The organism is Flavobacterium pygoscelis (assembly GCF_023162025.1).
Classification (GTDB): Bacteria; Bacteroidota; Bacteroidia; order Flavobacteriales; family Flavobacteriaceae; genus Flavobacterium; species Flavobacterium pygoscelis.
On record NZ_JALNUB010000003.1, the window covers coordinates 302,479 to 324,722 of the forward strand.

24 protein-coding genes and 1 tRNA gene are annotated in these 22,244 nt (G+C 32.1%); 11 read left to right on the top strand and 14 right to left on the bottom strand.

Annotated features, from left to right (window positions below; genetic code table 11):
• Window positions 1–188: 188 nt before the first annotated feature.
• A complete protein-coding gene (locus tag MW871_RS05820) occupies window positions 189–899 on the top strand; it encodes a DUF4369 domain-containing protein (protein ID WP_248427918.1) in 711 nt (236 codons plus the stop codon).
• A 152-nt stretch (window positions 900–1,051) separates the two neighbouring features.
• Here the strand turns inward: MW871_RS05820 and MW871_RS05825 are convergent, their stop codons facing one another.
• The 7 genes from MW871_RS05825 to idi form a co-directional block, all read right to left on the bottom strand.
• Window positions 1,052–1,507, bottom strand: coding sequence for a hypothetical protein (locus tag MW871_RS05825; RefSeq protein WP_188050085.1), 456 nt, complete (start codon window positions 1,505–1,507; stop codon window positions 1,052–1,054).
• A gap of 122 nt (window positions 1,508–1,629) precedes the next feature.
• Window positions 1,630–1,703 (bottom strand) — tRNA-Thr (locus tag MW871_RS05830).
• A 78-nt stretch (window positions 1,704–1,781) separates the two neighbouring features.
• Window positions 1,782–2,048 carry a hypothetical protein gene (locus tag MW871_RS05835; protein ID WP_188050083.1) on the bottom strand — a complete coding sequence of 89 codons (267 nt, stop codon included), beginning with the start codon at window positions 2,046–2,048 and terminating at the stop codon, window positions 1,782–1,784.
• Window positions 2,049–2,116: 68 nt separating this feature from the next.
• A complete protein-coding gene (locus MW871_RS05840; RefSeq protein WP_248427919.1) occupies window positions 2,117–3,079 on the bottom strand; it encodes a type I phosphomannose isomerase catalytic subunit in 963 nt (320 codons plus the stop codon).
• A 128-nt stretch (window positions 3,080–3,207) separates the two neighbouring features.
• A complete protein-coding gene (locus MW871_RS05845; protein ID WP_188050079.1) occupies window positions 3,208–3,666 on the bottom strand; it encodes a peroxiredoxin in 459 nt (152 codons plus the stop codon).
• Window positions 3,666–4,076, bottom strand: coding sequence for a 6-pyruvoyl trahydropterin synthase family protein (locus tag MW871_RS05850; protein ID WP_188050077.1), 411 nt, complete (start codon window positions 4,074–4,076; stop codon window positions 3,666–3,668). Before MW871_RS05850 ends, MW871_RS05845 begins: the two co-directional genes overlap by 1 nt.
• A 22-nt stretch (window positions 4,077–4,098) precedes the next feature.
• A complete protein-coding gene (gene idi, locus MW871_RS05855; protein ID WP_248427920.1) occupies window positions 4,099–4,650 on the bottom strand; it encodes an isopentenyl-diphosphate Delta-isomerase in 552 nt (183 codons plus the stop codon).
• 553 nt (window positions 4,651–5,203) lie between these two features.
• Between idi and msrB the strand changes: the two genes are divergently transcribed.
• Complete coding sequence (gene msrB, locus MW871_RS05860) at window positions 5,204–5,764, top strand: peptide-methionine (R)-S-oxide reductase MsrB (RefSeq protein ID WP_210645604.1); 561 nt, start codon at window positions 5,204–5,206, stop codon at window positions 5,762–5,764.
• Between the two features lies 1 nt (window position 5,765).
• Window positions 5,766–6,395, top strand: a complete 630-nt coding sequence (gene msrA, locus MW871_RS05865) for a peptide-methionine (S)-S-oxide reductase MsrA (protein ID WP_248427921.1) — start codon at window positions 5,766–5,768, stop codon at window positions 6,393–6,395.
• Between the two features lie 94 nt (window positions 6,396–6,489).
• Here msrA and MW871_RS05870 read toward each other — a convergent pair whose 3' ends face one another.
• Window positions 6,490–8,055, bottom strand: coding sequence for an NAD(P)/FAD-dependent oxidoreductase (locus tag MW871_RS05870; RefSeq protein ID WP_248427922.1), 1,566 nt, complete (start codon window positions 8,053–8,055; stop codon window positions 6,490–6,492).
• A 169-nt stretch (window positions 8,056–8,224) separates the two neighbouring features.
• On the opposite strand from MW871_RS05870, the gene MW871_RS05875 reads away from it, so the two are divergent.
• Entirely contained in the window at window positions 8,225–8,464 is a 240-nt protein-coding gene (locus MW871_RS05875; RefSeq protein ID WP_188050067.1) for a hypothetical protein, read from the top strand.
• A 74-nt stretch (window positions 8,465–8,538) separates the two neighbouring features.
• Here MW871_RS05875 and recQ read toward each other — a convergent pair whose 3' ends face one another.
• Window positions 8,539–10,734: a DNA helicase RecQ gene (recQ, locus tag MW871_RS05880; RefSeq protein WP_248427923.1), complete on the bottom strand. Its 2,196-nt coding sequence runs from the start codon at window positions 10,732–10,734 to the stop codon at window positions 8,539–8,541.
• Window positions 10,735–10,819: 85 nt separating this feature from the next.
• Here recQ and MW871_RS05885 point away from each other — a divergent pair, with 85 nt between their 5' ends.
• From MW871_RS05885 to MW871_RS05905, 5 genes are all read left to right on the top strand, one after another.
• Complete coding sequence (locus tag MW871_RS05885; RefSeq protein WP_188050283.1) at window positions 10,820–11,785, top strand: KpsF/GutQ family sugar-phosphate isomerase; 966 nt, start codon at window positions 10,820–10,822, stop codon at window positions 11,783–11,785.
• Window positions 11,785–12,600: a twin-arginine translocase subunit TatC gene (gene tatC, locus MW871_RS05890; RefSeq protein WP_188050063.1), complete on the top strand. Its 816-nt coding sequence runs from the start codon at window positions 11,785–11,787 to the stop codon at window positions 12,598–12,600. Before MW871_RS05885 ends, tatC begins: the two co-directional genes overlap by 1 nt.
• Window positions 12,593–12,937 (top strand): carboxymuconolactone decarboxylase family protein, encoded by a 345-nt coding sequence (locus MW871_RS05895; protein WP_188050062.1) that lies wholly within the window; start codon window positions 12,593–12,595, stop codon window positions 12,935–12,937. The genes tatC and MW871_RS05895 overlap by 8 nt, the downstream gene beginning before the upstream one ends.
• A 102-nt stretch (window positions 12,938–13,039) precedes the next feature.
• Window positions 13,040–13,780: an LPS export ABC transporter ATP-binding protein gene (gene lptB, locus MW871_RS05900; RefSeq protein WP_188050060.1), complete on the top strand. Its 741-nt coding sequence runs from the start codon at window positions 13,040–13,042 to the stop codon at window positions 13,778–13,780.
• A 39-nt stretch (window positions 13,781–13,819) separates the two neighbouring features.
• Window positions 13,820–14,047 carry a DUF5808 domain-containing protein gene (locus MW871_RS05905; RefSeq protein ID WP_188050059.1) on the top strand — a complete coding sequence of 76 codons (228 nt, stop codon included), beginning with the start codon at window positions 13,820–13,822 and terminating at the stop codon, window positions 14,045–14,047.
• A 3-nt stretch (window positions 14,048–14,050) separates the two neighbouring features.
• On the opposite strand, the gene MW871_RS05910 is transcribed toward MW871_RS05905, so the two are convergent.
• Both MW871_RS05910 and MW871_RS05915 read right to left on the bottom strand, forming a co-directional pair.
• Window positions 14,051–14,914: a glycoside hydrolase family 25 protein gene (locus MW871_RS05910; protein WP_248427924.1), complete on the bottom strand. Its 864-nt coding sequence runs from the start codon at window positions 14,912–14,914 to the stop codon at window positions 14,051–14,053.
• A 5-nt stretch (window positions 14,915–14,919) separates the two neighbouring features.
• Window positions 14,920–15,636 carry a CDP-alcohol phosphatidyltransferase family protein gene (locus MW871_RS05915; protein ID WP_248427925.1) on the bottom strand — a complete coding sequence of 239 codons (717 nt, stop codon included), beginning with the start codon at window positions 15,634–15,636 and terminating at the stop codon, window positions 14,920–14,922.
• A 285-nt stretch (window positions 15,637–15,921) separates the two neighbouring features.
• Here MW871_RS05915 and MW871_RS05920 point away from each other — a divergent pair, with 285 nt between their 5' ends.
• Complete coding sequence (locus MW871_RS05920) at window positions 15,922–16,992, top strand: putative type IX sorting system protein PorV2 (protein WP_486599186.1); 1,071 nt, start codon at window positions 15,922–15,924, stop codon at window positions 16,990–16,992.
• A 137-nt stretch (window positions 16,993–17,129) separates the two neighbouring features.
• Window positions 17,130–18,281: a lipoprotein N-acyltransferase Lnb domain-containing protein gene (locus tag MW871_RS05925; RefSeq protein ID WP_248427926.1), complete on the top strand. Its 1,152-nt coding sequence runs from the start codon at window positions 17,130–17,132 to the stop codon at window positions 18,279–18,281.
• 22 nt (window positions 18,282–18,303) lie between these two features.
• Here the strand turns inward: MW871_RS05925 and MW871_RS05930 are convergent, their stop codons facing one another.
• The 3 genes from MW871_RS05930 to MW871_RS05940 form a co-directional block, all read right to left on the bottom strand.
• A complete protein-coding gene (locus MW871_RS05930) occupies window positions 18,304–19,698 on the bottom strand; it encodes an exopolysaccharide biosynthesis polyprenyl glycosylphosphotransferase (protein ID WP_248427927.1) in 1,395 nt (464 codons plus the stop codon).
• Window positions 19,699–19,778: 80 nt separating this feature from the next.
• Entirely contained in the window at window positions 19,779–21,125 is a 1,347-nt protein-coding gene (locus MW871_RS05935; protein WP_248427928.1) for an O-antigen ligase family protein, read from the bottom strand.
• Entirely contained in the window at window positions 21,122–22,201 is a 1,080-nt protein-coding gene (locus MW871_RS05940; protein WP_248427929.1) for a glycosyltransferase family 4 protein, read from the bottom strand. The genes MW871_RS05935 and MW871_RS05940 overlap by 4 nt, the downstream gene beginning before the upstream one ends.
• Between the last annotated feature and the right edge of the window lie 43 nt (window positions 22,202–22,244).

The following is a 22,244-nucleotide window of genomic DNA, read 5'->3' on the forward strand; positions in this document are numbered from 1 at the left end:
CAATTTAGAAATAGATTGGGATTTTTTTTGTGAAATTTGATACTATTACCAACATCTTTCCAACAATTTTCTTTATTTTGCGGCAAAATTTAAACCGCTAAGAAATCGTCAAGATTGATCTTGAAGCCTCAAGGAATATCATAAAATGGCGAAATCGTGTTCCAAATAAAACCAAATTTAAACTTAACATGAAAAAATCGATTATTGCGCTCGTTACACTATCATTATTATTCGCTTGTGCTAAAAATGAGCCTAAAGGGAATTTACACATTACAGGGAATATCAAAGGATTAAAAAAAGGAACGTTGTATATCCAGCGAATTGTAGATACTACTTTAGTAGTCTTAGACTCAATTAATATTGACGGCACTTCTACTTTTGAAAGTAATTTAGATCTAAAATCTCCTGAAATGTTATACATGTCTCTCGATCGTGGTACCACTAATTCATTAGATAACAATATTCCTTTCTTTGCCGAGCCTGGAAATATGACGATAGAAACCACTTTAGATCGTTATTTATTTGATGCTAAAGTTACCGGATCAAAAAACAATGAAATATTTGAAGAGTATAAAAAAATTAATAATAGTTTCACAGACAAGAATCTTTCTATGATTGAGGCTAGATTTAAAGCTATTAAAATTCAGAATCTAAAAGCCGCAGATAGTATCACTACCCTTCAAGATGCCAATCTTAAAAGAAAGTATTTGTTTGCAGCAAATTTTGCATTAAACAATAGAGATTACGAAGTAGCTCCTTATATCGCACTATCGGAGATTTACGATATTAATGTAAAGTATTTAGATACAATTCAGAAAGCAATGTCTCCAAAAGTAGCACAATCGCTTTACGGAAAAAAACTAACAGAATATGTCGCACATTCAAAACGTCAAAAATAATTTATTTGATTCTTAAAAATAAATTATAAAAAAAACCATCTTGTTATTACAAGATGGTTTTTTAATTTTAAGCTATTAATGTTTCAAAAGATTAATTAGAAAACTATACTAAAATGGTAATTCTATTGCTATTGAAATACTATTAATGATTATTATTTGCTAAGTGCAGCAATAAACATACCTACAAAAATTAATAGATAAAGTGAAAAAATGATTACTGTCATTATTCCAATAAACTTATAATGTGATTTCAAATACCCAAAAGAAGTAGCTAAAGTTTCAGAATCATTATTCTTCAATGCTAGTTTAGCGTTAGAAGCAAATTTATTTAAATAATATACCGGAAAGAAGTAGATTGCCGCAATTATCAAATAAATAACAGTAATCATAATCCCAAAGGAAGCACCCATCATTCCTACAGCAGGATTAATTTTTGCCATTGCTGCAAATAGCGTACCCGCGAATAATGCTATTACCACTAAGAAAGCAATCCCTATATATCCTATAATAGATAAGAAATAAGCCCACTTAGCTGTTTCCTTTAAAAAGTCTTTAGCAGACACGTTTAATTTCATTTCGAAACTTTCAATTACTGAATTCTCTTCCATAATTTATTTTATTTGGTTAAGCGCCAAATTTAACAAAAAAACTATGACAAACTATTAAACTGAAAAAAAAATCGAAATAAAACAAAAAACCACTTAACTTTCGTTAAGTGGTTTTATTTAAGAGCCGGCGGAGGGACTCGAACCCACGACCTGCTGATTACAAATCAGCTGCTCTAGCCAACTGAGCTACGCTGGCGACTCATTACGGGTGCAAATATAAGACTGAATTTCTTTTTTCCAAAACAAAATCGAACTTTTTTTTGCTTTTTTTTTACTACAATTCGTTGATTTTAGCAATCAATTGATTAGCAGTTTGTTCCAATTCAACATTGATTTGTTTGAAGTGAGATTTTTTATCTTCAACCTTTTTTGCGTTCACTTTAGTGATCAAAACATCAAAAGCAGCAATTGCTTCGTCAATTAAAGCATTAGTTTCTGTAGTCGGTTTTCCTGTAGTAGAAATTTCGAATAAGTAAACTGCTTCAATAATATCTCCTAAAACGTAGTTGATGTCTTTTTTTAAATTTTTAACGTTTGCCATTTTTATTTTTTTAAAATTTGAATTTTAATTTGCGTCTGCAAAAGTACACATAATCTTTCTATTACCGACTATGAAATGTAAATTTCTAAAATAGAAGCTTTTCCATTGAGAATGAATTCATTCATAGCAGCAGGAATCAAAATGGTGTCTCCTTTTTTATATTGTAGTTTAATGTGATCTTTTTCAATTTCAAAAAATCCCTCAACACACATATATACAGTAAAAGTTTCTGCTGATTTCACAACTTCCATTGTTCCTTCAAGCGATATAAAATTTGTGGTAAAGTAAGGACAATCTACTACCACATTAGATTCATTGGTGTTTTTAGTAAATTCTTTTTTGGTTTGTACTTTTTTATAGTTTATTGCTTCTAAAGCTAAGTCAACATGTAGTTCTCTTAAAAATCCTTTATCGTCTACTCTATCAAAATCATACAAACGATAGGTTATATCAGATGTTTGCTGGATTTCTGCCAACAATAAACCCGCTCCTATAGAATGAACAGTTCCGCTTTCTATGAAATAAGCATCACCAGACTTTACGTTTACCTCATCTAAAATTGAAAGTAATGTTTTATTTTTGAGATTTTCTAAATAGGTATTAGAGTTAGAATCTTCTTTAAAACCTACAATAATACGCGCCTCTTTATCTGCTTGAATTACGTACCACATTTCAGTTTTACCAAAAGAATTGTGTCGTTTTTGCGCTAAACTATTATTAGGATGAACTTGGATTGACAAATCCTCGCGAGCATCAAGGTATTTAAAAAGTAACGGAAATTCCGTACCAAAACGTGCGTAAACTGCCGTACCTAAAATTTCCTTTGGGTATTCTTTAATTAAATCTACAAAAGATTTTCCTTTCCAGATTCCATTTGAGATAACACTAACATCTTCTTTTACGGTAGAAATCTCCCAGCTTTCGCCGATAGTGCTTGAAGTAAATGATTTATGAAGTACTGATTTTAATTGCTCTCCGCCCCAAATTCTTTCTTTAAAAATAGGCTCAAATTGTAAGGGATAAAATTTCATGTTATTTTATTATAATGCAAAGATGCAAAATCAATCTTAAATTCAACCAATACTATTTGATTCAATTATTATAAATCGAATAAGTTCGAGAAAGCTTTAGCGGTCAATATTGCTAATACATTATATGTCTAGGATACTAATTTTTTGATTGCTGCTAATGCTTTAGGAATGTGTTTTGCGGCTAACATACTATCAAAAATCATTTGAATAATTCCGTCCTTATCCGTTACATAAGTAACTCTTCCTGGCAACAAACCAAACATCCCAGAAGGAACACCAAATGATTTTCTTATTTTCTTATCTAAATCAGACAAAAGAATAAACGGCAATTTGTATTGACTACTAAATTTTTGATGGGAAGCTGAACTATCACTGCTGATTCCTATAACTTCAGCACCTAGGTCTTTAAAATCTTCGTATTGATCTCTAAAACTACAGGCCTGAGTAGTACATCCTGGCGTATTATCTTTTGGGTAAAAATAAATAACTAAAGGTTTTTTACCTACTATAGAATTACTATCAAAATCTACTCCATTCGCATCTTTTGCTGTAAAATGCGGAATTTTATCTCCTACTTTTAACTCCATTATTCTCCTTTATACGTTACGAAATTACGAGGAGTTTCATAAAGAACTACTTCTAAATCAAACTCTGGTTTTATTCTTTTTCTAATTTTATCCCAAATTACAACTACTATATTTTCAGCAGTAGGGTTTAAATCCTTAAATTCTGGAACATCAAGATTTAGATTTTTATGGTCAAATTGATTTTCAACATCTTCTTTGATTATATCGCTCAAAAATTTGACATCCATAACATAACCCGTTTCAGGATCTATAGCACCTGTTACACTAACGATCAATTCGTAGTTATGTCCATGAAAATTAGGATTATTACATTTACCAAACACAGCATCATTTTGTTCGAAAGTCCAATCTTTCCTGTGTAATCTATGTGCCGCGTTAAAGTGTGCTTTTCTTGAAATAGTAACTTTCATATTTTAGAATAAATTAGCTGTTTTAGAATCTTTCTTCTATTGACAAAGGACTTTTATTTTCTTCTAGAAAATGATAAAACTCGTCAAAAATAATTTTAAACCAAACGGTGTATAATTCAGGATGAGTCAACATATCTGTTTTAACCTCTTCAATTTTCATCCATTTCCAGTTTTCTACTTCTTCTGGATTAACTACAGGAGTATCATTATAATAGCCAATCATGACATGATCTAATTCGTGCTCGGTTAAACCATTATCAAAAGGAGCTTTGTAAATAAAATGAAAAAGCTCTTTAAGTTCTGTCTTAAAACCCATTTCTTCAAACAAACGTCTGCTTCCTGCTTGAATATTTGTTTCCCCATCGCGTTGATGACTACAACAGGTATTTGTCCACAATAAAGGAGAATGATATTTTTGATGTGCACGTTGCTGCAACATGATTTCGTTTTTACTATTCAATACAAAAACAGAAAAGGCACGATGCAAAACTGCTTTTTCATGCGCCTCAAGCTTAGGCATTAATCCTATTTGCTCATCATTTTCATTAACTAAGATTACGTTTTCTTCTGTCATATAAATGTATTTCCTGCCAAAAATACAAAAAAGAAAATTAGGGATCTAGGCTTTAACGTTCTGTTTCATTTTGTTCAAGTTGAACAAATATTTCATTCAATTAATTCTCGAATTATCCCATACTTCTTAAAACTAAATCTATTATAAAACACACAACAAATTAAATTTGCCGCAACAACAACTGCATCATGACACGAATTGAAAAACAGTACTATTACCTATTAAATTAGAAGATTAATTTAAAGTACCATTTTCTAAAAAAACTAAATATCCTACCATTTTTGAGTTTAATAGAAACCATAATAATATCAATAAGAGTAAAACAGTTCTACAACAACTACTTTTTTATTATTTCTAAAACCAAAACAAGTCTTTAGACGTAAATAGAAATAGTTAAACCTTACTTAAATCATTATTAAATTACAAAGCGAGAGGGTTATAAAAACCGAGCAAGGCTTTACATTTGTATTAAAGTAAGCGTTAGCACGAATGAATTCTAAAACAAATACTAGAGATAAACTCTGCTAATTTTAAAATCAACAATACAATAATTATGAAAACAATAACCCATTTTTTAAGTCTCTTATTTTTGCTTCCTTTATTCATGTTCACTGCTTGTGGCCAAACATCTGCAAAGCAAAAAGATATAAAAAAAAGTATAACTATGGAAAATACGATCAAAAAACCAGGAAACCCTTATTATTCTAACACGGATACAACGCAACTAAAAGTTACGGATGCCGAATGGAAAAAAGTTTTACCAGAAGACGTTTATGAAGTATCGCGCAATGCCGATACAGAAAGACCATTTACTGGAAAATATTGGAACACTGATGATAAAGGAACTTATTATTGCGCAGCTTGTGGCAACAAATTATTTCGCTCTGGCGCAAAATTCTCTAGCACTTGTGGGTGGCCAAGTTTCTTTGAGCAAGAAAACAGAAATAGTGTGGTTTTTAAAAATGACAATTCCTTAGGAATGCAAAGAACAGAAGTGCTTTGCGGAAGATGCCACGGACATTTAGGTCACTTATTTGATGACGGACCGGAACCAACCGGAAAAAGATATTGCATGAACTCTATTGCACTTGACTTTGTACCTGATTCTAAATAATATGAAAAAGCTATTGCTATTAGTTGTGCTTGCGAGCTCAAGTTTGTTTGCACAGAAAAATAACTCCGATAAAAACACAAAACAATCTTCTATTGAAACCATTACTTTAGCTGGTGGTTGCTATTGGTGTGTTGAAGCTATTTATGAAAACTTAGATGGAGTGAAATCAGTTGTTTCAGGATATGCTGGAGGAACAACTGTAAATCCAACTTACGAAGAAGTATGCACTGGAAAAACCGGTCATGCAGAAGTTGTACAAATTACCTTTGATAAAAACACCACTAATTTAGATGAAATTTTCAATGTTTTTTTCACATTACACGATCCAACAACACTCAATCGTCAGGGTGCTGATGTAGGAACTCAATATCGATCTGCTATTTTTTATAAAAACGAAGAACAAAAACTTGCAGCTCAATCTATAATAAATGCACTCAAAAAAGCAAAAGTTTACGATAGTCCCATTGTAACCACATTAGAACCTTTCAAACAATTTTACAAAGCAGAAAATTATCAACAAAACTATTATGCTAACAATAAAAGTGAGCCTTATTGCAAATTAGTGATACAGCCTAAAATAGAGAAATTTGAAAAATTATTCAAAGATCGATTAAAAAACAAAAAGAAATAAACGAATAAAACCGTCTCACAAAACAGTAAGACGGTTTTTTTATACTTTTTATTTAACAAATTTACTTTTAAAAGAAATTCGTTTTTAGTTAATTCTATTGTTTCTTTAAAGTGGCAGCAATCATTAAAGCGCATTTTTCACCATCTATAGCCGCTGATATGATACCGCCAGCATAACCTGCTCCTTCTCCACACGGATATAACCCCTTTATTTGTAAATGTTCATACGAATAAATATCTCTTGGGATACGCACCGGTGATGAAGTTCTAGATTCTGGCGCATGAAGAACGGCGTCGTTTGTAAGATATCCACGCATTGATTTGCCAAATTCTGTAAAGCCTTCTCTTAAAATTTGAGTTAAAAAACCAGGAAAAACTTGTCCCATTTCTATAGATGTAGTTCCAGGAACGTATGATGTTTTGGGTATATCTGAAGACACTCGGTTTTGAGTAAAATCGATCATTCGTTGTGCTGGTACCTTTTGAGTTTCACCGGCTAAATACCATGCTTTTTGCTCAATACTTTTTTGGAATTCCATTCCAGCAAGAGCACCAAATTTAGCAAAAGGTTTAAAATCTTCTAATTTTAATTCGATTACAATTCCGGAATTAGCCGTAACCTGATCTCTTTTAGATGGAGACCAACCATTCGTAACTACTTCACCCGGACTTGTTGCACAAGGCGCTATAACACCTCCCGGACACATACAAAAAGAATACATCCCACGACCATTAACCTGCTTCACAATAGAATATGGAGCTGGAGGCAAATGCTCGCCACGATAATCACAACTGTACTGAATACTATCAATCAAGGATTGTGGATGCTCCGCTCTTACTCCCAATGCAAAAGGTTTTGCTTCTATGAATACTTTCTTTTTATCTAATAATTCATAAATATCACGAGCAGAATGTCCCGTTGCAAGAATTAATTTATTAGCTAGAATAGTATCTCCTTTGTGAGTAACTATTCCTTGCACTTCATTATTTTTAATTAAAATATCTGTTAACCTAGTTTCGAATAAAACTTGCCCACCAAATTCAATAATTTTCTCTCGAACATCTTGAATAATTTGAGGTAACTTATTGGTTCCAATGTGCGGATGCGCGTCTACTAGAATATCTGGAGTAGCACCAAAAGCTACAAACAATTCTAAAATTCGGGTGACATCACCTCGTTTTTTAGAGCGCGTATACAATTTTCCATCAGAATAGGTACCTGCGCCACCTTCACCAAAACAATAATTAGAATCTTCATTTACCACATGATCTACATTAATAGCTTTTAGATCACGACGGCGACCGCGAACCTCTTTGCCTCGTTCAATTACAACTGGCTTAAGCCCAAGTTCTATTAACTGTAAAGCAGCAAATAATCCAGCTGGACCTGCTCCAACAACGATTACTTCTTGCGCATTAGAAACATTTTTATAATCAGGAAGCCTAAATTCAGTTTCATGAAAAGGTTCTCCTTTTAAATAAACCGATACTTTTAAATTTATTTTTATAGATTTCTGACGTGCATCTACGGAACGCTTCAAAATAGAGACATGCTGAATTTCATTGACCGAAACTTTAATATGTTTCGCCAAATAGTCTTTCAGCAACAATTCGTTGGCTGCTATTTCGGGAGTAACTTGTAAAAGAAGTTCTTGTGGCATTTTTTATTTTTTAATCTTTATTTCTCAATCAGTTTATTCAAAAATTGAAAACAAAGTACAAAAGTAGTATTTTGAAGTGAAATTAGTTATTGAATGAGAAATGCTTTTTTAAAATAGACTTTGTAACTTTGGCAATTAAAACATAACAACTTATATAATTCCTATAAATATGTCTCGAAAAATAAAATTAATTTGGGATTTCCGTGGACCTGCTTCCTCAAAAACAGCTGAGCACCATGAAATTCATTTAAAAGAATACATCGCCATTGAAAAATTTCCGTTAGATATTACGGGTTTTGAAATAATCAACGAAATGTTTGCTATTGCCTTTATGGTAGTAAATGAAGAAAATATGATTGCTGTTCGTGACACTTTGAAACCACATCGAGGAGAAGTTTATGAAGGATAATATGCAACAAAAAAAAACCAAATTTCAACATGATATAATGTTTAAATTTGGTTTTTTTTATATAATATGATATCTTAATTTGCCACTTCACTAATAAACTTGATACGCATTAATCGCAATTCATCAAGATCATAATCGCCATCAAATTCTTTCAACGCTGATTCAATGCTATCAGACTCCGATTCCATATAATAATCATGAATTTCTTCTTGCTGATCTTCATCAAGCATATCATCAATCCAGTATTTAATATTCAGTTTTGTACCTGAATAAACAATTTGCTCCATTTCTTTGATTAAAGCATCCATATTGATCCCTTTTGCAGAAGCAATATCATTAAGAGGTAATTTACGATCTATATTTTGTATGATATAAAGCTTGTTTACAGAATTTACTCCAGTTGACTTAACAACTAGATCCTCTGGCCTTATAATGTCATTTTCTTCAACATAGCGACTGATTAACTCTAGAAATTCTTTTCCATATTTCTTAGCTTTACCTTCTCCAACACCATGAATATTAATCATTTCTTCTTGAGAAATAGGATATTTCAATGCCATATCTTCCAATGAAGGATCTTGAAAAACTACAAACGGAGGAACACCCACTTTCTTAGCTACTTTTTTTCTTAAATCCCTAAGCATACCCATCAAAACTTCATCTGCAATTGCCGATGATTTAGAAGCAGTAACAATAGCTTCGTCAACCGTTTCGTTGTATTCGTGATCCTCAGACATCATAAAAGATTGCGGGTTTTTAATAAAGTCTAATCCTTTATCTGTAATTTTCACAATTCCATAAGTCTCAATATCTTTAGATAAATATCCAGCAACTAAAACTTGTCTTAACAATGCCATCCAATACTTTTCATCATAGCTTGCTCCACACCCAAAAAAAGATTGAACATCTGTTCTATGTGCCTTTATAACTGCGTTTACGCGTCCTATTAAGGTAAATACAACCTCTTTTGATTTATATAAATGTTTGGTATCGCGTACAACTTGTAATAATTTTACGACTTGATCTTTAGCTTCAATTTTGGTTTTCGGATTGCGAACATTATCATCCATATCGGCACCTTCGCCAGTTATGTCGTCAAATTCTTCTCCGAAATAATGCAGTAAAAACTTTCTTCTTGACATCGAAGTTTCGGCATAAGCCACCACTTCTTGCAATAAAGCGAAACCTATTTCTTGTTCAGCAACAGGTTTGCCAGACATGAATTTTTCTAGCTTTTCTACATCTTTATAAGAGTAATAGGCAAGACAATGCCCTTCACCACCATCTCTTCCTGCACGACCAGTTTCCTGGTAATAACTTTCTAATGATTTTGGAATATCATGATGAATTACAAAACGCACATCTGGTTTATCAATTCCCATACCGAATGCGATAGTAGCCACAACAACATCTACATCTTCCATCAGGAACATATCTTGATGTTTGGCTCTAGTTTTAGCATCCAATCCAGCGTGATAAGGAACAGCACTTATTCCATTGACTTGTAAAACCTCTGCAATTGCTTCTACTTTTTTGCGACTCAAGCAATAAATAATTCCTGATTTGCCTTTATGTTGTTTGATGAAACGAATAATATCCGATTCAATATTTTTTGTTTTGGTACGTACTTCGTAATATAAATTAGGTCTATTGAATGAGGCTTTAAAAGTTGTCGCATCAGTCATATCTAGATTCTTCAAGATATCTTCTTGAACTTTTGGAGTAGCAGTTGCGGTTAAACCAATAATAGGAACATCTCCTAATTGTTTAATGATATGTTTTAGATTTCTATACTCTGGTCTAAAATCATGTCCCCATTCCGAAATACAATGGGCTTCGTCAATTGCTACAAAAGATATCGTTACATTTTTAAGAAAACTCACATACTCTTCTTTAGTCAACGATTCTGGTGCTACATAAAGCAACTTTGTCAATCCAGAAGTAATGTCTCTTTTTACTTGAGCAATCTCTGTTTTGGTAAGGGAAGAATTTAAAACGTGCGCAATTCCGTTTTCTGAGGACAAACTTCGGATGGCATCGACTTGATTTTTCATTAAAGCAATCAAAGGAGAAACTACTATTGCAGTCCCTTCTCGAATTAAAGCTGGTAATTGATAACAAAGTGATTTACCGCCTCCAGTAGGCATAATCACAAAGGTATTCTGTTGATTCAGTATACTTTTTATGACTTGTTCCTGCAATCCTTTGAATTGGCTAAAGCCAAAATACTTCTTTAATTCTTTATGTATGTCAATTTCGTTTGGATTCATTCTTGATTATGTGGTATTTTGTATAAATTTGCAACACCTAAAGGTACAAATTTCTTTTACACATACAAATTTTAATTATTCTGTTTTGATTACTAAAGAAAATATATTGGCTAGCGCCAAAAAAACAATCCTATCTGAAAGTGAATCTATAGCCAAACTAGCTGACTTTGTGGATGCAAACTTTATAGAGGCCGTACAAAAAATCTACAATTCTAAAGGAAGATTAGTAGTAACGGGTATAGGAAAGAGTGCTATTATTGCACAAAAAATGGTTGCATCATTCAATTCTACTGGCACTCCATCACTTTTTTTGCACGCATCCGAAGCTATACATGGCGATTTAGGCATGATTCAAAGTGAAGATGTAATTATTTGCATTTCAAAAAGCGGTAACAGTCCAGAAATAAAAGTATTAGTTCCTTTATTAAAAAGATTTGGAAACACACTTATTGCAATAACGGGAAACATGACTTCGTTTTTAGCCAAAGGTTCTGATATTGTATTAAATACTACAGTAGATGGAGAATCTTGTCCAAACAACTTAGCTCCTACAAATAGCACCACGGCACAATTAGTAATGGGTGATGCGCTTATTGTTTGTCTTATGGAAATGCGCGATTTTAAACCAGAAGATTTTGCTGTTTATCATCCAGGAGGCGCTTTAGGAAAAAAACTTTTACTACGCGTAAAAGACATGTTAGAACACAGCTTAAAACCTATGGTTGCACCAGAAGCTTCTATAAAAAAAGTGATTTTTGAAATTTCAGAAAAACGATTAGGAGTTACTGCAGTAGTCGAAAATGATAAGGTCATAGGCATTATAACTGATGGTGATATTAGGCGAATGTTAAATGACAGAGATACTTTTGCTGATTTGACTGCAAAAGACATTATGACAATCAATCCAAAAATAACAACATCTGAAGCTATGGTTGTGGAAGCATTAAACATAATGGAGGATTTCTCTATTACTCAATTAGTAGTAGTAGATAATGGGGATTACAAAGGCGTATTACACTTACATGATATTTTAAAAGAAGGAATCGTATAATGGCTAAAAAAAACTTAAACGAAATGTCGTTTTTAGACCATCTTGAAGAATTAAGATGGTTATTGGTTCGAAGCACAATTGCCATATTAATTTTGGCCACTTTCACTTTTTTTGTAAGTGATTATATTTTTGATGTGATCATTTTTGGGCCTACAAGTCCCAATTTTGTGACTTATCGCTTTTTTTGTGACTTATCCAACCAATTGGGTTTTGGTGAAACAATATGCGTAACTGAAATGCCCTTTATCATTCAAAATACGAATATGGAAGGTCAGATCAATGTTTTGATTTGGACTTGTATTACGGCAGGATTCATTCTTGGATTTCCATTCATATTATGGGAAGTTTGGAAATTTATCAGCCCAGCTTTATATACAGCAGAAAAGAAAAATGCAAAATTATTTATATTTTCATCCTCTTTACTTTTCTTTTTAGGTGTATTATTTGGTTATTTTGTGATAGTGCCTATGTCGGTTAATTTCTTTGCCACATTTACTATAAGTAATGTTGTAAAAAACCAATTTAGCGTAGATTCCTATATTGGAATGGTAAAAACCAGTGTTATTGCCTGTGGTTTATTTTTTGAATTACCAATTATCATTTATTTCTTGACTAAATTAGGACTTGTAACTCCACAATTTTTAAGAAAATATTGGAAATATGCCGTAATTGTCATCTTAATCGTTGCTGCAATTGTTACCCCTCCAGATGTAGTAAGTCAAGTAATCGTAACAATACCTATGCTTATCATTTATGAAGCAAGTATCATAATCTCTAAAATAGTAGTAAAAAATAAAAACAAAATAAATGGCTGATATAATAGAAGAATTCAATGAATACCGTTCAAAGATGAACGAAAAATTATTGGCAGACAATAATAAAATTGTAAAAAGAATTTTTAATCTAGACACCAATGCATACGCAGCAGGCGCATTAGATGTAAAAACAAAAGAATTACTAGGATTAGTAGCTTCAGCCGTTTTACGTTGTGATGATTGCGTAAAATATCATTTAGAAACTAGTTTTAAAGAAGGCGTTACCAAAGAAGAAATGATGGAAGCTATGGGAATTGCAACTCTTGTGGGTGGAACTATAGTGGTGCCTCATTTAAGAAGAGCCTATGAATTTTGGGAAGCATTAGAAAATAATTAGAAAATTTTTTCCGTAGAAAATTCAAAAATTGAAGTTAAAAACTAAAACCAAAGAAGCGAATTTCGTTTCTTTGGTTTTTAGTTAACGATTAAACCTAAAAACATGAAATTAAGAGCCGAAAATCTAATTAAAACTTATAAAGGACGTAGTGTTGTAAAAGGCATTTCGGTAGAAGTAAATCAAGGGGAAATCGTTGGGCTTTTAGGTCCTAACGGTGCCGGAAAAACCACTTCTTTTTATATGATTGTTGGCCTAGTAAAACCAAATTCCGGTAATATTTATTTGGATGATCTCAACATAACAGATTATCCAATGTACAAAAGAGCCCAACAAGGAATTGGATATCTTGCACAAGAGGCTTCTGTTTTTAGAAAATTAAGTATTGAGGACAATATCCTTAGTGTTTTACAACTAACAAAATTATCTAAAGCGGAACAAGTTGCAAAAATGGAAAGCTTGATAGACGAGTTTAGTTTAGAGCATATTCGCACCAACCGTGGCGATTTACTTTCTGGAGGAGAGCGCCGTCGTACAGAAATTGCTCGCTGTCTTGCTACAGATCCTAAATTTATATTATTAGACGAACCATTCGCAGGTGTTGATCCTGTTGCCGTAGAAGACATTCAACGTATTGTAGCTCAGTTAAAAAATAAAAACATAGGAATTCTTATAACAGACCACAACGTACAAGAAACTTTGGCTATTACAGACAAAACTTACTTAATGTTTGAAGGTGGAATTTTGAAGGCTGGAATTCCAGAAGAACTGGTAGAAGATGAAATGGTACGTCGTGTTTATCTAGGACAAAATTTCGAATTGAGAAAGAAAAAACTAGAGTTCTAGTGTTCAATTTTTATTAATAACCGTTATATCTTCCACTTTATGAATTCAGAAAACGAACCTTCAGAAGAAACTAAAAGACAGTGGCATCAAGATCCTTCTAATTGGATTTTGGGAATTTTTTATTATAATAAAGAGGACAAACGTATTTTTCCACCTAAAAGAATTCAATGGATGGGTTGGACAATTAACTTTGCTAATCCAATGTCAGTTAGTGCAATTTTGATTTTATTACTACTTATTCTTAGCCTAGCCACTTTTAATAAATAAAACCTAATCTACGGTAATAAATTGTAACTGTTTTAAATCTCCATTATAGATATTTACGTCAACATTCCCTTTAATACCGGGCAGTGTTGCTTTCTCTGTAAATTGCCAAAAAAGCCAATCGGCCCCAATTTCTTCTCTATAAAAGTTATAATTTGCAATCCAAAAAAGATAATCGGAAAACTCCTCTTTCAAAAAATCATCATAATAACGCTCGCCTGTATAAATAATAGGTTTTACTCCATAATGCGCCTCTACCGCTTTTAACCATCTTTTCAATCCAATTTTAAGATTAGTAATAGATTGGTTTTTAGGCAATCTTTCTATGTCTAAAACGGGTGGCAAATCTCCTTTTTGAAGGCGTACCGTGGTAATAAAAAGTTCGGCTTGTTCTAATGAATTTTCATTTGGACGGTAATAATGGTAAGCTCCTCGAATCATTTTATTAGCTTTGGCACCAATCCAATTTTCTTTAAACTGATAGTCCTGTCGGTCCTTACCCACTGTAGCACGGATAAAAACAAAATCTAAGGGATATTTTTTCTCTAAAACACCCAAATCCGACCAATTTATATTTCCCTGATACTCAGAAACATCAATACCGATACTTTTGCCTTCGTGTTTCTCTAAAACTTGAAAGTTTCGAACGTCAGAAATTCGTTTTTCTTCGCTATTTGCTTTGGTTATTTTATTTGATTTAAAACCTAAATAGTAAGCAAAACCATTGCGATAATGAAAACCAACACCAATTACTAGCGCTAACAGGCAAGCTACAAGGATATACCGCAAAAACTTTACAGAAAAAACACTCGTTTTTTTCTGAGGTTTACGGACTGCCGCAGTTCTCTTTCGAACAACTTTTTTTACCATTCAAACTAATTTTTGAGCACTTTATTATTTATTACTGAAAGCAAAACGTATAGAAGAATCAATAAAGGAATTCCTAAGTATTGAAAGAAAATTAACAACAACAGCGACAATATTAAAAAGACGATCTGAATCGCATTTTCTTTAAAACTAAACTTCTTTATTTTTAAAGAAAATAATGGTATTTCTGCATTTAGCATATAAGCGCTTAGTAAAGTAATTACCAATAAAAACCATTGATTTGTCAGCAATTCAATAACGAATAAGGATTCAGCATATTTCAATACCAATGGTAAACTTAAAATAAAAAGGGCATTTGCGGGTGTTGGCAAACCAATAAATGAATCGGTCTGACGAGTATCAATATTAAAATTAGCCAAACGGTAACATGATCCTAAAGCAATGATGAATCCTAAATAAGGAAAAATCTGCAGATGTCCAGCAACCAGAGGTGATGAATGACTGATCATCATTTGAAACATCACTAAACCTGGTACTACTCCACTAGTAACCATGTCTGCTAAAGAATCTAATTGCAAACCAAGTGGACTGGAAACTTGAAACAATCGAGCAAAGAAGCCATCAAAAAAGTCTAAAAATATTCCGAGACAAACAAAATAAAAGGCCATTTCAAAGTCTTGGTTAAAAGCAAAAACCAAGGCAATACAACCCGAAAAAAGGTTGAGTAATGTAATTAGATTGGGGATATGTTTTTTAATATTCATAGTTTATTCTTTAAATTTTAAAAATCTACTCTAGCACCATTGAAAAAGTCATCAAGGTTGGCAAATTTAGTATAATAAGTGAATGAGAAGTACGTTTTTTCATTAGAGTTTTTAATTAGCATCAAAAAACGTTTCTATTTTAACTAACAGATAATTCATTTATTGTAAAAACAGATAAGAAAAATCAATTTCGTAAAGCATTATTTTTCAAAAGAAAGAATTATGCTCTATAAATAGTATATTTTTGATGCTTACTTAAATACTACCCGTTTAAAAACAAAATCTTTGAAAAAAAGCGTCATATTACTCTTGCTTTTGAGTAGCATAGTTACTTACAGTCAGAGCGTTCGAAAATACTCTAATGAGTTTATGAATATTGGTGTAGATGCTGCAGCATTGGGTATGTCTAATGCTGTTGTGGCTTGGACAAATGATGTGAATTCTGGATATTGGAATCCAGCTGGTTTAGTACAATTAAAAGATCACCAAGTGTCTTTTATGCACGCCAACTACTTTGCTAACATAGCACAATATGACTATTTAGCCTACGCAAGTCCAATAGATAATCGCAGTGCATGGGGCATTTCTTTAATCCGTTTTGGCGTTGACGACATTTTAAACACTACCGAATTAATTGACAGTCAAGGAAACATTGATTACAATCGCATCAGTCTTTTTTCTGCTGCAGATTATGGTTTTACATTTTCATATGCAAGAAAACTTCCTGTTGCTGGCTTTCAATATGGAGTTAACGCCAAAGTAATTAGACGAATTATAGGAAAATTTGCAAATTCATGGGGATTTGGTTTTGATGCAGGAGTTCAGTTTGAGAAAAACAATTGGCACTTTGGACTACTCGTTCGAGATATTACAACAACCTATAATGTTTGGAATATTGACGAGAAGGAATATAAAAAAATAGCGAATGCTATTCCTGGAGAAAACCAAGATTTACCAGAAAGTACTGAAATCACAGCTCCTAAAGCACAATTAGGAATAGCCAAAAAATTTATCATTAGATCCGATTATAGCATTTTGGCCGCAGCCAATATGAACATGCAATTTAATAAAACCAATGATCTTATTTCGACCAACTTAGTTAGCATTGATCCTGCATTGGGGCTGGAATTTGGATATACTGATTTAGTTTTTGTAAGAGCGGGAGTTGGTAATTTTCAGAAAGTACAACAATTAGATTACACAGAAAAAATAGGTTTTCAACCCAATATTGGATTGGGATTTAAATATAAAGGGATTCAAATCGATTATGCATTAACAGATTTAGGCAATCAAAGTGCTGCATTGTATTCTAATGTTTTTTCAATAAAAGTAGATTTGGGAATGTTTAGAAATTAATATTCATTTACTTAAACTTTACAATACAGAAAGTGTTTTTTGTATTTTTGTACATGTACATAAATTCAAAAAAAGATAAAAAACATTACTTGTTTTATAATAATTAATTTCACCCTTTGGGCTAAGAACATACTAATATGTCTAAATATTTCTCTACAGCAAAAAGAATTTCAACTGCATTATTACTATTACTTTCATGTACTTCCATTACCAGTTTTGCACAAAACATGATTCTTTCAAAGGATGCGCATGTTAGCGTAATTACATGTGGAACCGGAAATGAATCCTATTCCCTTTTTGGTCATACAGCTATAAGAGTAGAAGATCCAGCAAATACATTTGATTTCGTTTATAACTATGGCGCATTTGATTTTAATACTCCGAATTTTGTCATGAAATTCGTTAAAGGAGATTTACAGTATTTTGCGGTAGCCCACTCTTATACTGACTTTATTAATGAATATCAATATGAAAAAAGATCTGTTTATGAGCAGGAACTCAATATTCCGCTAGCTTTGAAACAAAAACTATTTGACAACTTGACTGTTTCTTTGTCTACCGGAGAAAGTCATTATACTTATAAGTTTATTGATAAAAATTGTACTTCTATGGTAGTGGATATCATAAATGAAACCCTAAATACTAAAGCTATAGTAAAAAAAGAGGATACCAATACTAGTTATAGAGCCATTTTATACCCTTATTTCGATGGGCATTTTTATGAAAAACTTGGAACAAGTGTTATTTTTGGAAGAAAAGTTGACAAGATGGGAACCGAACTTTTTTTACCTTTAGAACTGCAAAAAAGTCTCAAAAAAGCTACTTTTCAAAATCACTTACTAGCTCCCATCAACAAAACCGTATTAGAATTTAAAAATGAAACACCATTTTCTTGGTGGAATAATCCTTATACGTATATACTATTTCTTATGTTTATCGTTTTTATAAATAAAAAAAGTGTGAGTTTATTCTACCTCAGCATTATAGCTGTAATTGGTTTTTTCTTTGCTTTTGTTGGCTTTTACTCTCAACATTTAGAATTGGGATACAATTATAATATATTGTTGTTTAACCCTTCTTTATTAGCATTACTCTATTTTTATTGGAAAAAAGATAAAAAAGCTATTTATAGATTGGCGCTTATAAATATAATTTGCTTGGTTGTTTATTTGTTTTTTATCATTAACAAAGTGCATTTTATTTTAGTATTACCGTTAGTAATTACAAACGGGATTCTTTTAGTGAGGATAGCGATTCAAAATAAAAAGAGAATTCCCATAATCATTTAAGAAGCTTTAGAAATAGAGCCAATTATTGACCTCTATAGAATAAAACGGTTGTTATAGTCTTAAAAGCAATATTCATATCTAAATAAATACTACGGTGTTTGATGTAATAAAGATCGTATTGTAACTTTATCAAACTGTCATCAATCGTTTCTCCATAAGAATAATTTACTTGTGCCCAACCCGTAAGACCTGGCTTAATTATATGTCTAGTTTCATAAAAGGGCATTATTTCGGCAATTTCTTTGACAAAAAAAGGACGCTCCGGACGTGGACCAATTACACCCATTTCCCCTTTCAAAATATTGACAAATTGCGGAAATTCATCTATTCTGGTTTTGCGTAAAAATTTGCCAAAAACAGTTATTCTTGTATCATTAGATGATGTGAAAACAGCTCCATTTGTTTCAGCATTTTTTACCATAGTTCGAAATTTCAAGATTTCAAAAATAACTCCATCTTTACCTACTCTTTCTTGTGTATAAAACAAACGTCCTCTATTTCCTATGGCATTCCCAAACACTATTAATGGCAATAAAAACAACCCGATTAGCAATCCAGAGAACGAAATTACAATCTCAAAAGCGCGAGCAATTAATAGGTATAATTTATTTTGATTGCTTCGACTAAATGGAAAAAAACGGTAAAAATCTCTAGACATATATTGCACCGGGATTCGTTGCGTTTTACTTTCATAAACTTGAGTGTATTCTCTAATAATACTTCCAGACTCTAATAAATGTAATAAATGCTGGTATAATTCAGGCGTGATGCCTTCTGTTTTTTGAGAGGCAATAACAATTTCGGAGACACTATTTTCTTTCACGAAAGTAAATAAATCCTCTGTCTTAATATTTTGAACATAATGATAATCTCTTATTTCACTCTCGAATGCATCTGTATTAACGAAACCAATTATTTTGTAATGAGGATCTATATTTTCAAGTCCTAAAATCAACTCTTGAACTTGATCTTGGTCGCATATTAATATTGCTTTCTGAAAAAAACGGGTAGAGGCCAGAAAATTAACATACAACATACGCCAAATCACTAATGCCAAAAACATTACGATAAAAAACAATAAAATTTGTAGCCGACTGCTAGGTAGTTGTGGTGAAAAAAAAGGAGTTAATAGATAAACCAATACGGTGGTTGAAACCGTAATAAGCGTGCTTTTTAGAACTTGAAACTGATTACTCGCTACTTGCAAATTATACATTTCGAAAATAGTACCAAATGCATTAATGTAAATTGCTAAAACAATAGTCCAATAATAATTGGTACTGGAAATCACAAAATAATCGAAATCAAAAACTTTTGATGTAATAAATAATGCGGACAAAACAAACAGAACGTCAAAAAGACGCAAAATCATCTTTCGTTCTGATATTTCAAAATGCATTTTATCTACTGAAAACATAGTTTGTTTTTATAATAATATTAGGTTAGGCTTTAGCTAAAGTTAAGACTAATAATCCCTTTTAACCAAAGTAAAATGATCTAATTGTTTGGAATCCGTTTTTTGGGTAAGCCCAACTGCACATTTAATAGTGCTAAGGAATAAACGAATGCAGGTGCGGCTATCCTCATTGCAGCATGATTGATTGTTAAAAACCAGAAAAAAACAAAGCATAATAAGAACATATTGAAATTATTCTGCAAAAATAAAACCAAAGGGGTAACTACCAAAATCAATAAGGCAAATATCCCCAAAGTACCATGTTCGGCCAGCATACGAGTTATCTCATCATGAGATGCCGCTTTTATACCGGTTTCTGCTTTACGAACTTCAGTTCCTTTGCCTACGCCAACACCAAAAATAGGATTTTTTAAAAAAATTTCAATTTCACTTCTAGCTATTTCTTCTCGACCCGTAAATTGACTTTCTTTGACTCTTCCGGCGGCATCTTGATTGGAATATCGTTTATTAATCAATCCGTCGGTTTGAAATGAAGTATAGGTCCAAGTTGCCATCATAGCAAAACCTAAGAAAACCATAATATAACTCAATTTAAACTTTCCAGCTTGATTTGATTTAAAATATAAAAATATTAGTAATAAAAGAATCATTAAAAAACCCGTAATCATTCCCCCTCGTGAAAAAGTCAACATCCCACGATACATAATATTAAGAGCAATAAATAAGTTAATTATGATTTGCAATTTGGTTTTAGAATCCAATATGAATCGTGAAAAAAATATAAACATTCCTAATCCCAAAATAGTAGCTACTTGGTTAGGGCCAAAACCTCCAGAGGTTTCAAAATTAGATTCTGTACCTGTTATGACTTCTTGAAGATTGGGTGTGTATAAAATTAAATATATCACACAACTTAAGATAGGCAAGCCCATACTGAGTAAAACCGTATTTATTTCATCTAATGAAATTTTCCTTCCCATAGTATATAAAGAAGCTACTCCTAGACAAACGGGACCTGAAATATTAAAAGCGATTGCTTTACGAATATTTGTATCAAAATTTAAGGCATAAGTAGAAATAATAATACTAGGAACTAATAGAAGAAGAAATATCCAATATGGGAGAGCTTGTTTAGAAAAACTACTAAAATACATTCCTAATAAAATAAAAACAATCACACCATACTTAGAAATCTCATACAGCGGATTCCCATCAGTCATTCTCAAGAATACTTCACTCCCAACAACATAAGCAGCTGCAATAAGCGCTTCGTTATTTCTATTTTTATTTTTAATAATATAATATAGTCCAAAAATAAAAATAGAATATCCATATATTTTTGAGGTAAAAGGAACTATAAATCCTAATGCGCCCACAACTACATGGAAAAGTATTAAATAAAGATAAGATTGATCCTCTTTTTTCATTTACAACTATTTTGCAACCAATTTATATATATTTTAATCACGGACTCTTCCCTGTAATTCTCCACAATTGTTTTGTAGAGTGCCAAACCAAAGTCTATTTGTAATTTATCATTTGCAATCAACTTTACAATCGAGTCATAAAAAACCTCGATTTGATCCGACTCTACAAGAAAGCCATTTACATTCTTTTGAATCACTGTAGAAACATCGCCAACATTAGTAACAATAACAGGCTTTTTATGCAAACCGTATTCTAAAAGTGAAACTGGTAATCCTTCTGATTTCGAGGTAAGAATGCAAATGGAAGCCTGATCTATAATATTTCCAACATCTTGCTTACTGCCGTAAAGAAACACCTTTTTTTCTAAATTAGAAGCGACTATTAAAGCCTTAATTTCACGAGAATAATCATCTAAGAAATCTTTACCCACCAAATGAAAAGTCCAATCAGGATGAGAAATTTTTAGCTTTTCGGCTACTTCAATCAAAAAATAATGATTTTTTTGACTTCTTAAATTAGCAAGGCATACTATTCTCTTACCAGCAATTCCTTTTAAAATAGTTTCCGAAGGGGTTTTATTTTCACATCCCACAAAATTAGGAAGGAAAATAATATTTGCTATTTTTAATCGCTGTTTACACCAATCTTTAAGATTATGATTCACCACTAGCACTCCTGAAAAAAACGGAATTAGTATTCTTAAAACTCGCGTAGGTCTTTTAGATAAGAATTCGCTATTCCCATAATGATCGTGCCAAATTAATTGTACACGAGGATAAACTAATTTGAGTAGAAAAGCCAAAAAGAAAGAAGAAGAATGTGCCTGAACAATTGTAATATTATTGTTTTTAATGTAGGAACGCAGTCTAAATAAAGAAGCTATATCTAGCGTACTTTTTCTGTTTAAAAAAAAATAAGCAACTTCCTTTTCGATCAAATTTACAAGAGGACCTTGTTTCCGAGTTGCAATTAAACCTGAAAATTCAATTTTTTTAGACAAAGCATTAGCATAGCTGACCGCCATGCGTTCTGCACCTCCTGCTTCTAATGAATCTATTAATTGAATAATTCGCATTTATTAATTTTTCTATTCTAAAGATTTAAATATAGGAGTTTAG